The following is a 13,513-nucleotide window of genomic DNA, read 5'->3' as shown; positions in this document are numbered from 1 at the left end:
TCGCATGTTCCGTGTGCTGTCTGACCTGGAGAAGGAGAACCGACCGTGGCAGTCGCCCTGGGCCTGCTCGCCCTCGTCATCGGCGCCCTCATCGGCATGGTCGGCGTCGGCGGGGTCCTGCTGCCGCCGGGCCTGGTGGCACTGGGTGATCTGTCGGTCCACGAGGCGACCGCCACCAGCACCTGGGCGTTCCTCTTCACGGGTGTGGTCGGCACCATCGCCTACGCCCGGCAGGGCGTCGTGCCCTGGCCGATGCTGCGCCGACTCGGGGTGGGCGTCGTGCCTGCTGCGTTCCTCGGTGCGTTGGTCAGCGCCAGCCTGCCCGCGACAGCCCTCATGCTCGGCCTGGCCGCGCTGACCCTGCTCGTCGGCGTGAACCAGCTCCTCCCCGGCGCTCGACACCTGGACGTCGGCGAGCTCGGCACGGTGCCCCTGGTCGGCATCGGGGCGTTCGTCGGCCTCGGCTCGGCGCTCACCGGCACGGGTGGGCCGGTGCTGCTCGTGCCGATCCTGCTCCTGCTGGGAGTCGCGCCGCTGAAGGCGGTCGCGGTCAGTCAGGCCGTCCAGCTGCCCGTGGTGGTCGCCGGTTCGATCGGCTTCCTGCAGACCGGCCTGGTCGACGTACGCCTCGGGACCCTGCTCGGAGTGGTGGCCGCTCTCGGCACGGTCGGCGGAGCCCTCCTGGCGACGCGGGTGCCGGGCGAGGCGCTGCGCAAGGTGGTGGCCTGCGCGTGCCTCGCCGCCGGGACGCTGATCCTGGTGCGCCTGCTCGTGGCCTGAGCTGCCCTCTAGGCTCGTGACGTGACCGTCTCCTTCTCCGAGCACCTCGACCTGCTCGACCTCCACGGGCGCGCGGGCGCGGCCAGCCTCGGGCTGCTCCAGCCCGACGACAGGCTGCCGCCGGCGTCCACGACGGTGCGTCAGGCGGTTGCCGACCACTGGGCAACGCTGGAGATCTGGGCATGGTCGTTGGAGAACCCGGACGACCACTGGAGCCGGCGCGACGACGTCGACGCACCCTCGGTTCATGCGGAGCTGGTGGCCGGGATCGCCGCCGAGCTCGGCAGGCTCGAGACCGCTCTCAGGGCCGCCGGACCCGACACGACGCTGGACTACTTCGGGCGACCGGGTACGACGGCCGAGGTGGCCAGGCTGCTCGCCCACGAGGCGATCACCGTCGCGCACGCGGCGAGCCTGACCGCGGGTCGGGCGACGCCGCCGCTGACCGCAGAGGTGGCCGCCGACGGCATCGACCGGGCGCTCGGGCACTGGGCAGCTCCGGAGGCCGAGGTCCAGTGGCTGCCCGAGATCGTCGAGATCCGGACCAGCGACACGGGGGAGGCGTGGCACGTCGGGCTCAGCTGGCCCGAGAACGGCATGCCAGCCGAGATGCGGCTCGGGTCCCCTGAGGCGCCCGCCGTCGTGGTCGAGGGCCCTGCCGTCGACGTCCACTGGTGGCTGCACGGTCATGACCTGGCCAACGAGGCGGTCACCGTCTCCGGGGTGCCGGAAGTCGCCCGCGTGCTGGGCTCCGCCCTGTTGCACCCCGTGCCGGAAGCCCCGCGCCGCCGGCGCTGGTTCAGCCGACGCTGACCGCTCGCACGGTCTGAGTTCCGGGGAGTCAGCGCAGGTGCAGGGTGGCGGCCCGGCCGTTGCCTCCGGCCGCCCAGCACGTACGACGCACGCAGTCGAGGGTGTGGAAACCGGTCTCGGAGAAGCGCTCCCAGTTGAGGCCACCGTCCAGGCTGATGCTGCTGCCCGCGACATCACCGGACTCACCCACCACCACGACGGTGTGGTGACGGCCCCGGATCCACGCGGCGTCCTCGCCGAGGTGGGCCAGATCGCCGGCATTGCGCCAGCCGCCGCGTCGCGTGGTGACCGCCGTGGCGTCGACACCGTTGTCGGGTGCGGAGAAGTCGCCGCCGACGGCCAGGCCCTCGCCCGGCGTACGGAAGGCCAGGCCGAAGACGCCTGCCGCCTCGCCGGCCGGGATCGTGGAGTCGGTGGCCTCCCAGGTGCGCCCGAAGTCGGTCGAGTGGAAGACCCGGGAGATGCTGCCGCCCGAGCCGAACCAGGCGTGGCGGCCGTTGATCACCAGGCAGTCACCGCTGGCGGAGAAGTTGAACTCACCGGTCGAGTCGGGCATGCCACGGTCGGACATCACCTGCCATGACCGGCCGCCGTCGTGCGTGCCGATGATGCGGAACTTGCCGTCGACCGGGTCGCTGACCGCGAGGCCACGCTTGCCGCCGGGATAGAAGTCCATGCAGTTGTAGAACGCGGTCTCCTCGGTGTTGCGGAAGGTCTCGGTCCAGGTCGCCCCACCGTCGGTGGTGCGGTAGATCCGGGACGCCTCGCCGGGCCCGATCGCCAGCACGGAAGCGGTCCTGGCGCTGCTCGCCTCGACGTCGCGGAAGCCCAGTCCCTCGGTGCCGGGCGGGCTGACGTCCTGCCAGGACTCGCCGCCGTTGGTCGTGCGGAAGACCTTGCCCGGCCCGCCGTCGGTCAGGCTGCCGCCACTGACCCAGGCCGTCCGGTCGTCGACCGCGTCGAGGCCGCGGAAGCTCTGGTCGGCGTCGACGACCGACTCGCTCCACATGGGGTCCGAGTGCCCGCGATCGTGCGGGGCGGCGGCCACGGCCGGCGTACCGAACGGAAGCGAGCTGACGACCAGGGCGAGGGTTCCGAGGAGGATGCGCATGCTTGGCACCCTGCCGCGCGTGACCACGTCTGTCCAGAGCCTGTACGGCGGCACTGGTGCGGTGCTGTTGACGGTTCGCCCGTGTCAGAACGCGTGTGGAGCGACCATAACCCCGCGTTACACCGGGGTGGGCGGACGCTGACCAGGATCAGCGGCGGGGCAGGTTGCGCATGTTGCTGCGCGCCATGCTGACCGCCTCGCCGGCACCCTTGTTCAGCACGATCTTCGACATCGCGGTGGCGAAGCCGAAGACCTGCTCGCTGGTGATCTTGGGCGGCAGGGAGAGGGCTTGCGGGTCGGTGATGATCTCGACGAGCGCTGGCCCGTCGTGCGCGAAGGCGGCCCGGTAGGCCTCCTCGAGGTCGGTCGGCTTCACGACCCGCCGGGCGTGGAAGCCCATCGCCTGCGCGACCGCCGCGTAGTTGGTGTCGGGGACGTCGACCCCGAAGTCGGGCAGCCCGTCGACCAGCATCTCCAGCTTCACCATGCCGAGCGTCGAGTTGTTGAACAGCACGACCTTGATCGGGATCTTCAACGCCGCCGCGGTGACCAGCTCGCCCAGCAGCATGGAGAGTCCGCCGTCCCCGGACACGGAGATCACCTGTCGGTCGGGATGGCTCATCTGGGCGCCGATCGCGTGGGGCAGCGCGTTCGCCATGGATCCGTGGAGGTAGGAGCCGATCAGCCGGCGAGTGCCCAGGGGCCGGATGTAGCGGGCGGTCCACACGTTGCACATGCCGGTGTCGGCGGTGAAGATCGCGTCCTCGTCGGCCACGTCGTCGAGCACGGACGCGGCGTACTCCGGGTGGATCGGCACGAGCTTGTCGACCTTGCGGGTGTACGCGCCGACGGTCTTGTTCATCAGCTTGTCGTGCTTCTTGAGCATCCGGGTGAGGAACCGGTCGCTCTTCTTCGCCTCGACCAGCGGCAGCAGCGCGGCGAGGGTGGGCAGGACGTCGCCGTGGACGGGTACGGCGACCTCGGTGCGCCGCCCGATGTGCTCGGCGGCCCGGTCGACCTGGGCGGTGGGGGTGTCCGGGAGGAACTGGTCGTAGGGGAAGTCGGTGCCCAGCAGGAGCAGCAGGTCGGCGTCCTCGATGCCTTCGGCCGCGGCGCCGTAGCCGAGCAGCCCGGTCATCCCGATGTCGAAGGGGTTGTCGTACTGGATGAAGTCCTTGCCGCGCAGCGAGTGGCCGATCGGTGCGTTGATCCTCGCGGCCAGCTCGATCACCTCGTCGTGGGCGCCCTGCACGCCGGCGCCGGCGAAGATCGCCACCTTGTCGGCCTTGTTGATCGCGTCCGCGAGCCGCCGCACGCTCTCCGGCGCGGGGTGCAGCGCTCCCGGCTCGACGGGACGGCAGGACGGCGTCGGGGCCGACGCCTCCAGATCAGCGACGTCTCCGGGGAGCGTCACCACCGCGACGCCGCGCCTGGCGACTGCGTGCTGGATCGCGTCGCGGACGACGCGGGGCGCCTGGTCGGTGGTGCTGACCAGCTCGGAGTAGACCGAGCACTCGGTGAAGATCCGGTCCGGGTGGGTCTCCTGGAAGTAGCCGCTGCCGATCTGGCGGCTCGGGATGTGGGAGGCCAGGGCGAGGACGGGTGCCCCCGAGCGGTTCGCGTCGTAGAGGCCGTTGATCAGGTGCAGGTTGCCCGGGCCGCACGATCCGGCGCACACGGCGAGCTTCCCGGTGAGCTGTGCTTCGGCCGACGCCGCGAAGGCCGCGGCCTCCTCGTGCCGCACGTGCACCCAGTCGATGCCGCCCTTGGCCGAGCCACCGGTGCGGCGCACGGCATCGACGATCGGGTTGAGGCTGTCACCGACGATCCCGTAGATGCGCTGCACTCCCGCGGACTGCAGTTGTTCCACGAACTGGCTGGCGAGCTCCTGGGCCACGACGCTTCCTCTCGTTGGGGTCAACTGGTCTTCGAGTATGCGCTGGACAACCACAACTGGCGACAGGTCAACTGGAACTGGCGACGGGTCGGCGGGCGTGCCACGATCAGCCAATGCCTGCGAACCCGTCCATCGCCATCATCGGGACCGGCTTCGGCGGTCTCGCCGCGGCCATCGAGCTGAAGAAGCGTGGCTTCCACGACCTCGTGCTCCTCGAGAAGGCCGACGACGTCGGCGGCGTCTGGCGCGAGAACACCTATCCCGGCGCGGCCTGTGACGTGCCCTCGCCGTTCTACTCCTACTCGTTCGAGCCGAACCCGCGCTGGCCGCACCGCTTCTCGCGGCAGCCGGCGATCCTCGACTACATCCACCACGTCGTCGACAAGTACGACCTGCGCCGGCACCTCCGGCTCGGCACCGAGGTGCTCGGGTCGTCGTACGACGCCGCGACCGGACGGTGGACCGTCGAGATCGACGGCGGSGAGCCGATCGAGGTCGACGTGCTCGTCTCCGCGGTCGGCCAGCTGTCGCGGCCGGCGTACGCCGACATCCCCGGCCGCGAGACCTTCGCCGGCGAGAGCTTCCACTCGGCGGAGTGGAACCACGACGTCGACCTGACCGGCAAGCGTGTGTCGGTGATCGGCACCGGCGCCAGCGCGATCCAGTTCGTGCCGCACATCCGCCAGGACGCCGCGCACGTGACGCTGTTCCAACGCAGCGCGCCGTACATCATCCCGCGGATGGACCGGGAGTTCAGCGCGACCCACCACAAGGTCTTCGAGAAGGTGCCCGCGACCGAGCTGGCCGAACGCGGCACGTGGTACGGCGTCGTCGAGGGACTCAGCGTCGCGTGGGTCTACTCCAAGCCCCTGTCCCGCGTGCTGAAGCGAGTCTCTAAGTTCCACATGCGCCGTCAGACCAAGTCGCGGCCGGGGCTCTTCGAGAAGGTGTGGCCCGACTACCCGATCGGCTGCAAGCGGATCCTCTTCTCCAACGACTACCTCCCGGCGCTGGCCCAGCCGAACGTCGACGTGGTGACCGAGGCGATCACCGCGATCACCCCCACCGGTGTCACGACCGCGGACGGACGCGAGCACGAGACCGACGTCCTGGTCTGGGGGACCGGGTTCAAGGCCACCGAGTTCCTCGCGCCGATGAGGATCGAGGGTCCGGACGGCGTCAGCCTGGCCGACGCCTGGGCGACGGGCGCGCACGCCTACTACGGCATGACGGTGCCCGGTTTCCCCAACCTGTGCGTGATGTACGGCCCGAACACCAACACCGGAGGTGGTTCGATCATCTACTTCCTGGAGGCCCAGGCAGACCACCTCGGTGACTACGTCGAGCACCTCGCCACGACGGGAGCTCCCCTCCAGGTGCGCGCCGACGTCGAGGCGGCGTACGACGACCGCGTGCAGCAGGAGCTGCGCGGAAGCGTCTGGAGCCAGTGCGCCTCGTGGTACCGCCAGGCCGACGGACGGATCACGACCAACTGGCCGTGGCTCGGCGTGCAGTACCGCCGGCAGGCCAGGTTCGACCCGGCCGACTACGAGTCCGTGCACTGATCTGCGGGACCGGTCAGCACGAACTGTCACAGATCGACGATGGCCGGCGTCTTCATGTCGTAACCGACGACAGGAGACCACGATGAACGGCACGACCCGCATCCCCCGCAAGCCCCTCGACGGCATCTACGGCGGGATCCTCAAGTTCGCGATGAAGAAGAAGATGGGCAGCGTGCCCGAGGGTGCCGAGGTGATGTGGCACCACCCCGCGATCTTCAAGGACAGCATGAAGTTCGGCGCCAAGGTGGAGAAGTGGGACAAGCTCGACCGCACCCTGGGCACCCTCGCCGCGATGGCCGCGGCGGCCGAGGTCGGGTGCAGCTTCTGCCTCGACTTCCACTACTTCCTGGCCCACGACAAGGGACTGGACGAGTCGAAGGCGCGCGAGGTGCCGCGCTGGCGCGAGTCCGACGCGTTCACGCCGGTGGAGCGCCGGGTGATGGAGTACGCCGTCGCGATGTGCCAGCTCCCGGTGGCCGTCACCGACGAGCTGGCGGCCGCCCTGCTCGAGGATCTCGGTGCCGCCGGGCTGCTCGAGCTGACCTCGCGGGTCGGCATGATGAACATGACCGCACGCGGCAACGTGGCCCTCGGCATCAGGTCCGCCGAGTTCGCCGAGGCCTGCGGGCTGGCGCCTCTCGCCGCACCGTCGCGACCCGTAGTGTCGGCGTCGTGACCACAGACCCGTTCGTCACCCACCGGGGCCTGCTCTTCACGGTCGCCTACGAGATGCTCGGGACGGCGGCCGACGCCGAGGACGTCGTCCAGGAGACGTGGCTGAAGTGGACGCGGGTCGACCAGGCCGAGGTGCGTGACCCGCGTGCGTTCCTGGTCCGCATCGTCACCCGTGCGGCGCTCGACCAGCTGCGTACGGCGTCCCGCCGCCGTGAGGAGTACGTCGGGCAGTGGCTGCCCGAGCCGTTGTTGACCAGCCCCGACATCGCCGAGGACGTCGAGCTGGCCGACAGCCTGTCGATGGCGATGCTGCTGGTGCTCGAGACGCTCACCCCCACCCAGCGCGCGGTGTTCGTGCTGCACGACGTGTTCGACTTCGGCTACGACGAGCTGGCCGAGGCGGTCGGCAAGTCCGAGGCCGCCGTACGCCAGATCGCCAGTCGGGCCAGGGCACACGTTGCCGAGCGCAAGCCGCGCGGCGCGGTCTCGCGGGCCGACACCCAGGGAGCGCTGGAGGCGTTCCAACGGGCGGTGGCCACCGGCGAGATCGAGGACCTGCTCGACATCCTCGCCCCTGACGTGGTCGTGCTCGGCGACGGCGGCGGCATCAAGCAGGCCGTGCCGAACGCGGTGTGCGGGGCCGACAAGGTGGGCCGCCTGCTCAGGGCCGGGCTCGCCGTCCTTGCCGCGAGCGCCACGAGGACCGAGACGGTGACGGTCAACGGATGGCCGGCCCTGGTCGTGTGGATCGACGACGAGCTCGACAGCGTCGTCTCCCTGCGCGTCGAGGAGGGCCTGGTCAGCGGCATCTACGCGTTGCGCAACCCGGAGAAGCTGTCCCGGATCCTCCAGGAGGTCGAGCTCAGCCGCTGACAATGACCCGCATCCCCAGAATCGGGTAGGTCGGGAGCGAAACCCACGCGATCGCCGTCGGCGCCGATACCTTCGATGGTGGTCCTGGAGGGGTGCTGCGATGGCGAAACCCGCAATCCTTGCGGTTGACGACGACCCGGGGGTCTCCCGCGCCATCGCGCGGGACATGCGCACGCGCTACGGCGGCGACTACACGATCATCCGGGCCACGTCCGGCTCCGAGGCGCTGACCACCATGACCGAGCTGGCCCTGCGGGCCCGGCCGGTGGCGCTGGTCGCCTCCGACCAGCGGATGCCCGGCATGACCGGCATCGAGCTCCTCGAGCAGGTGCGGCTCCTCACGCCCGACACCAAGCTGCTCCTGCTCACGGCGTACGCCGACACGGACGTGGCGATCAAGGCGATCAACGACATCGGGCTGGACTACTACCTGCTCAAGCCGTGGGACCCGCCCGCGGAGCACCTCTACCCGGTGGTCGACGACCTGCTCGACGACTGGAGCAGCGACCACCCCGACGACGCCGCGACCGTGCGGGTCGTGGGTCACCGGTGGTCCGACCGCAGCCACGAGCTCAAGACCTTCCTGGCCCGCAACCATGTTCCCTACCGGTGGCTGGACATCGAGCGCGAGGACGAGGCTCGCAAGCTCCTCGCCCTCGCTGGTGGCGGAGCCGCCGACCTGCCCCTCGTGCTGGTTCCCGACCACGACACCCTGCGCACGCCGACCACCCTGGCCCTGGCTGAGGCGCTCGGCCTGCGCACGAGGGCCGAGCAACCGCTCTACGACCTGTGCATCGTCGGCGGCGGACCCGCCGGCCTGGCGGCGGCGGTCTACGCGGCCTCGGAGGGCCTGAGCACCGTCGTGGTCGAGCGGGACGCCCCGGGTGGGCAGGCCGGCCAGAGCGCGGCGATCGAGAACTACCTCGGCTTCCCGAAGGGCCTGACCGGCGCCGACCTCACCCACCGGGCCGTGGCCCAGGCGTCACGGTTCGGTGCGGAGATGGTGCTGGCGCGTGACGTGGTGGGCTTCGAGACACGCGGCCCGGTCCGGGCGGTGCGGTTCGACTCCGGCGAGATCGAGGCGCGGTCGCTGTTGGTCGCCACGGGCGTCTCCTACCGCCGGCTCGAGGCGGAGGGCCTCGACGGGCTCGGCCTGCACGGTGCCCGCTACGGGGCGACCGCGAGCGAGGCTGTCGAGTGCGCCGGCGAGGAGGTGTACGTCGTGGGCGCGGCCAACTCCGCCGGCCAGGCGGTGCTCAACCTGGCCCGCTACGCCAAGCGGGTCGTGCTCGTGGTGCGCGGTGATGCTCTGGAGCACACGATGTCGCAGTATCTCGTCGCCCGGATCCGTGGCGCGGAGAACGTCGAGGTGCAGCTGGGCACCGAGGTGGTGGCGGCCCGTGGCGACGGCCACCTCGAGGCGATCACCCTGGCCGACCGGGCCCGTGGGACGACGACGGAGGTGTCGACGTCGTGGCTCTTCGTCTTCATCGGCGCGGTGCCGCACACCGCGTGGCTCGGCGACTCCGTGGCACGTGACGACAAGGGATTCGTGCTGACCGGGCAGGAGCTGCTCGCCTCTGCCCACGCCGGGCAGTGGCCGTTGCTGCGGTCGCCGTACGCCCTGGAGACGAGCGTGCCCGGAGTGTTCGCCGCCGGTGACGTGCGCCTGGACTCGATGAAGCGGGTCGCCTCCGCCGTGGGCGAGGGCGCCATGTCGGTCTACCTGGTCCACCGCTACCTGGCGACGACATGAGCTTCGACGCCGTGCGGGCCATCGCACTGTTCGACGGGCTGGATGACGACCAGCTCCGTCAGCTGCTGGATGCCGGAGACGAGGTCGCCTTCGGGGTCGGGGAGGAGCTGTTCCGCGAGGCCCGCCCGGCCGCGGACTGGTGGGTGCTCCTCGAGGGCTCCCTCACGCTGACCCGTCACGTCGGCCACGAGGAGACCCTGATGGGCAGGATGGCGACCCCCGGCCAATGGGCCGGCGGGTTCCAGGCCTGGGACCCGCACGGCATCTACACCGCCACGGGTCGCGGGGACACCGCGGGACGGTTGCTCCGGGTGCCGGCGGACCGGCTCCGTGGGCTCGCCGACGCCTGGTTCCCGTTCGGGGTCCACATGATCAGCGGACTGATGAACACCGTGCGCAGCATCGAGTCGCGCACCCGCCAGCGTGAGGCGCTGGTCGCCCTCGGCACGCTCGCGGCCGGGTTGGCGCACGAGATCAACAACCCGGCTTCCGCCGCCACCCGGGCGGTCGACGCCCTCGCGGAGACCTGCGAGGAGCTGCTGTCCTCGCTCACCCGGCTGGCGGAGGGACCGATCACCGCCGGTCAGTTCGTGGAGCTCGACACGTTGCGCCGCGAGATCGAACCGCCGCCGGCCGTCGCCGATCCCCTGGCCGTGGCCGATCGCGAGGACGCGCTCTCCGACTGGCTCGCCGCGCACGGCGTCGAACGGGAGTGGGAGGTCGCCTCCCACCTCGCCGCCGCCGGCGTCGACGTGGCGTGGTGCGACCGGGTGGCGGTCGTGCTCGAGGGTGGCCCGCTGGCCGCGGGACTCGGGTGGGTGGCCAGCTCGCTCTCCACCTCGGCACTCCTCTCGGAGGTGAAGGAGTCGACGCGGCGCATCTCGGAGCTGGTGGCCGCGGTGCGCACCTACTCCCAGCTCGACCGGGCCTCGGTCCAGCGGATGGACCTGACCGAGGGACTGGAGAGCACCCTGGTGATGCTGGGCCACAAGCTGGGTGGCATCACCGTCGTGCGCGACTACGGCTCCGACGTACCCCAGATCGAGGCGACCGCGGCGGAGCTGAACCAGGTGTGGACCAACCTGATCGACAACGCGGTGGACGCGATGGAGGGCGTCGGCACGTTGCGGGTGTCGACGCGCGCACAGGGTGAGGGAGTGGTCGTCGAGATCGTCGACTCCGGCCCGGGGATGCCCGACGACGTGCAGGCGCACGCGTTCGAGCCGTTCTTCACCACCAAGGACGTCGGGCAGGGGACCGGCCTGGGCCTGGACCTCTCGCGCCGGATCGTCGTCGAACGCCACGGCGGCGAGATCACGATCGAGTCGGAACCGGGCCGGACGGTGTTCCGCGTGCGCCTGCCGAAGCGACCCTCGTCGAGCCCTGCGGGCTGACCAGCTCCCCGAAGGCTGCACATTTCCTCCCGAAGGGTGGTGCGCTCGAGCGGGAAGTGTGGCCATGATGGCCCATGTTGAGCACGATGCAGGACGAGCCCCTGTCCCTGGCCACCATCCTCCGCCACGCGATGACGTCGAAGGCGGACGCCGAGGTCGCCACCTGGACCGGGTCCGAGGTGCGCCGGATGACCTTCGGCGAGGTCGGCCGCCAGGCCGGTCGGCTGGCGAACGCGCTGCGCGGACTCGGGGTCGAGCAGACCGACCGGGTCGGCACGTTCATGTGGAACAACAACGAGCACTTCGTTGCCTACAACGCGATTCCGGCGATGGGCTCGGTGCTGCACGCCCTCAACATCCGCCTGTTCCCCGAGCAGCTCACCTTCGTGGCCAACCATGCCGAGGACAAGGTGGTCATCGTCGACGGCTCGCTGCTGCCGCTCTTCGGACCCCTGTTGCCGGGCCTGAGGTCGGTGCAGCACGTGATCGTGGCCAACGGCGACGCGAGCGCCCTCGAGGCTCCCGCCGGCGTCACGGTCCATGCGTACGACGACCTGCTGGCGGCGCACTCCGAGGAGTTCGACTTCCCGGTCGTCGACGAACGCCTGGCCGCGGCCATGTGCTACACCTCGGGCACCACGGGCGAACCCAAGGGCGTGGCCTACTCCCACCGCTCGAGCGTGCTCCACTCGATGCACGTCTGCACCACCGACGGGATGGCCCTCTCGCAGCGCGACAACGTGCTGGCGATCGTGCCGATGTTCCACGCCAACGCCTGGGGCATCCCGTACGCCGCCCTGATGTGCGGCGCCTCGTTGCTGATGCCCGACCGGTTCCTCCAGCCCGAGCCGCTGCTCGAGATGATGGCGGTCGAGAAGCCGACCTTCGCCGCCGCCGTACCGACCATCTGGACCGGCGTGCTCGGCCAGCTCGCCGTCCACCCGCAGGACATCACCCACCTGCGCGAGGTGATCGTCGGTGGCTCCGCGGTGCCGCCGGCGATGATGAAGGAGTTCGACGAGAAGCACGGCGTCCCGATCCTCCACGCGTGGGGGATGACCGAGACCTCGCCGCTGGGCTCGGTGGCCCACCCGCCCGCGAAGGCGACCGCCGAGGAAGCCTGGCCCTACCGGATCAGCCAGGGCCAGTTCGCCGCGTCGGTGCAGGCGCGGTTGATCGACGACGCCGGCAACCTCGTGCCGCACGACGGCGAGAGCCTCGGCGAGCTCGAGGTGAAGGGGCCGTGGATCGCCGGCTCCTACTACTCACCCGACGGCCGGACCGTCGACCCGGAGAAGTTCCACGACGGCTGGTTGCGCACTGGTGACGTCGGCAGGATCACCCCCGACGGCTACCTCACCCTCGTCGACCGCTCGAAGGACGTGATCAAGTCGGGCGGCGAGTGGATCTCGTCGGTCGACCTCGAGAACGCGGTGATGTCACACGAGGACGTGCTCGAGGCCGCGGTCATCGGGGTGCCCGACACCGCCTGGGACGAGCGCCCGTTGGTCGCCGTGGTGCTGAAGGAGGGTGCTGGCGCCGACGCCGAGGCCCTGCGCGCCTCGCTCGCCGACCGGTTCGCCAAGTGGCAGCTGCCCGAGCACTGGGCCTTCATCGCCGAGGTGCCCAAGACCAGCGTGGGCAAGTTCGACAAGAAGGTGATCCGCGCGCAGCACGCAGCCGGTGAGCTCGACGTCGTGGAGCTCGAGGGCCCCAAGCCGCGCTGAGGTCCCAGTGACCCGTCCCGTCCCACCCCTGCAGAGAACGGATCAGCCATGACCTTCGAGTGCTCCACCTTCACGTCGCCCGTCGACGGGATCGCGCTGGCGACCTACGCCTGGAACGACGCGGCGCAACCCCGCGGCGTGGTCCAGCTCGCGCACGGTGTCGCCGAGCACCTGGCCCGCTACGACCGGCTCGCCACCGCGCTCAACTCCGCCGGCTACCTCGTGCGCGGCCTCGACCACCGTGGCCATGGCAAGTCGGTCACCGACGTGCCGGGCGACTTCGGTGCGGCCGGCTTCGACGGCCTGATCACCGACCTGGCGGCGTACGGCGCCCGGCTGCGCGAGGACCACCCGGACCTGCCGCTCTTCCTGGTCGCCCACTCGATGGGGTCGTTCGCCGCCCAGGCCGCGATCCTCGAGCACGGTGCGCAGTACGCCGGCGTGGTGCTGTCGGGCTCGACCGCCCTCGACGTGCTCGCGGCCGGGCTGGCCCAGTCGGAGGGACCGGTCGGCCTGGAGGCGTTCAACGCCGCCTTCGAGAACCGGACCGGCTACGAGTGGCTCTCCCGCGACGAGGCCGAGGTCGACGCCTACGTGGCCGACCCGCTGTCCGGCTTCGACCTGCCCGAGGAGACGATTCCCGCCCTGTTCGGTCCGGCCGCGCGGCTCGCCGACCCGTCAGCCGTGCGCGGCGACCTGCCGATCCTGATCGCCTCCGGCAGCGCGGACCCGTTGGCCGGCGGAGGCGACCTGGTCCAGCTGCTCGGGCAGCGCTACCGCGACGCCGGGCTGGGCGACGTGACCGTCCGCGTGTACGACGACGCGCGCCACGAGATCTTCAACGAGACCAACCGCGACGAGGTCACCGCCGACGTGATCGCGTGGCTCGACCAGCACGCCTGAGCTGCCCACGGTCGTGAGC

At 70.8% G+C, this 13,513-nt stretch carries 11 protein-coding genes; 9 read left to right on the top strand and 2 right to left on the bottom strand.

The window, feature by feature from the left end; all coding sequences use genetic code 11:
* Positions 1–45: 45 nt before the first annotated feature.
* Complete coding sequence (locus ASD30_RS16760; protein ID WP_056683827.1) at positions 46–780, top strand: sulfite exporter TauE/SafE family protein; 735 nt, start codon at positions 46–48, stop codon at positions 778–780.
* A gap of 21 nt (positions 781–801) precedes the next feature.
* Positions 802–1,593, top strand: coding sequence for a hypothetical protein (locus ASD30_RS16755; RefSeq protein ID WP_056683824.1), 792 nt, complete (start codon positions 802–804; stop codon positions 1,591–1,593).
* 28 nt (positions 1,594–1,621) lie between these two features.
* Here ASD30_RS16755 and ASD30_RS16750 read toward each other — a convergent pair whose 3' ends face one another.
* Positions 1,622–2,704 carry a WD40/YVTN/BNR-like repeat-containing protein gene (locus ASD30_RS16750; protein WP_082563888.1) on the bottom strand — a complete coding sequence of 361 codons (1,083 nt, stop codon included), beginning with the start codon at positions 2,702–2,704 and terminating at the stop codon, positions 1,622–1,624.
* Between the two features lie 148 nt (positions 2,705–2,852).
* Entirely contained in the window at positions 2,853–4,601 is a 1,749-nt protein-coding gene (locus ASD30_RS16745; RefSeq protein WP_056683822.1) for a pyruvate dehydrogenase, read from the bottom strand.
* A gap of 113 nt (positions 4,602–4,714) precedes the next feature.
* Here ASD30_RS16745 and ASD30_RS16740 point away from each other — a divergent pair, with 113 nt between their 5' ends.
* From ASD30_RS16740 to ASD30_RS16710, 7 genes are all read left to right on the top strand, one after another.
* Positions 4,715–6,166, top strand: coding sequence for a flavin-containing monooxygenase (locus ASD30_RS16740; protein ID WP_056683820.1), 1,452 nt, complete (start codon positions 4,715–4,717; stop codon positions 6,164–6,166).
* Between the two features lie 82 nt (positions 6,167–6,248).
* On the top strand, positions 6,249–6,842 hold the full coding sequence (locus ASD30_RS16735) for a carboxymuconolactone decarboxylase family protein (protein WP_056683817.1): 594 nt from the start codon (positions 6,249–6,251) through the stop codon (positions 6,840–6,842).
* A complete protein-coding gene (locus ASD30_RS16730; protein WP_056683811.1) occupies positions 6,839–7,714 on the top strand; it encodes an RNA polymerase sigma-70 factor in 876 nt (291 codons plus the stop codon). Before ASD30_RS16735 ends, ASD30_RS16730 begins: the two co-directional genes overlap by 4 nt.
* 100 nt (positions 7,715–7,814) lie before the next feature.
* The gene (locus ASD30_RS16725; protein WP_056683808.1) at positions 7,815–9,470 is read left to right on the top strand and encodes an FAD-dependent oxidoreductase; all 1,656 of its coding nucleotides are present in this window, start codon (positions 7,815–7,817) and stop codon (positions 9,468–9,470) included.
* Positions 9,467–10,864 (top strand): sensor histidine kinase, encoded by a 1,398-nt coding sequence (locus ASD30_RS16720; protein ID WP_056683805.1) that lies wholly within the window; start codon positions 9,467–9,469, stop codon positions 10,862–10,864. Before ASD30_RS16725 ends, ASD30_RS16720 begins: the two co-directional genes overlap by 4 nt.
* Positions 10,865–10,950: 86 nt before the next feature.
* Positions 10,951–12,591, top strand: coding sequence for a long-chain fatty acid--CoA ligase (locus ASD30_RS16715; protein WP_235532609.1), 1,641 nt, complete (start codon positions 10,951–10,953; stop codon positions 12,589–12,591).
* 48 nt (positions 12,592–12,639) lie between these two features.
* Positions 12,640–13,494 carry an alpha/beta fold hydrolase gene (locus ASD30_RS16710; RefSeq protein WP_056683799.1) on the top strand — a complete coding sequence of 285 codons (855 nt, stop codon included), beginning with the start codon at positions 12,640–12,642 and terminating at the stop codon, positions 13,492–13,494.
* Positions 13,495–13,513 lie beyond the last annotated feature (19 nt).

The sequence above is a fragment of the Nocardioides sp. Root140 genome, assembly GCF_001426745.1.
In the GTDB taxonomy this organism is placed as follows: Bacteria; Actinomycetota; Actinomycetes; order Propionibacteriales; family Nocardioidaceae; genus Nocardioides.
This window is presented reverse-complemented; position numbering and strand designations above follow the sequence as displayed.

Bases quoted from the DNA above. Each gene is read 5' to 3' on its own strand.
- ASD30_RS16720 (WP_056683805.1), top strand. From the start codon at position 9,467: ATGAGCTTCGACGCCGTGCGGGCCATCGCACTGTTCGACGGGCTGGAT.
- ASD30_RS16725 (WP_056683808.1), top strand. From the start codon at position 7,815: ATGGCGAAACCCGCAATCCTTGCGGTTGACGACGACCCGGGGGTCTCC.
- ASD30_RS16715 (WP_235532609.1), top strand. From the start codon at position 10,951: ATGCAGGACGAGCCCCTGTCCCTGGCCACCATCCTCCGCCACGCGATG.
- ASD30_RS16735 (WP_056683817.1), top strand. From the start codon at position 6,249: ATGAACGGCACGACCCGCATCCCCCGCAAGCCCCTCGACGGCATCTAC.
- ASD30_RS16710 (WP_056683799.1), top strand. From the start codon at position 12,640: ATGACCTTCGAGTGCTCCACCTTCACGTCGCCCGTCGACGGGATCGCG.
- ASD30_RS16750 (WP_082563888.1), bottom strand. From the start codon at position 2,704: ATGCGCATCCTCCTCGGAACCCTCGCCCTGGTCGTCAGCTCGCTTCCG.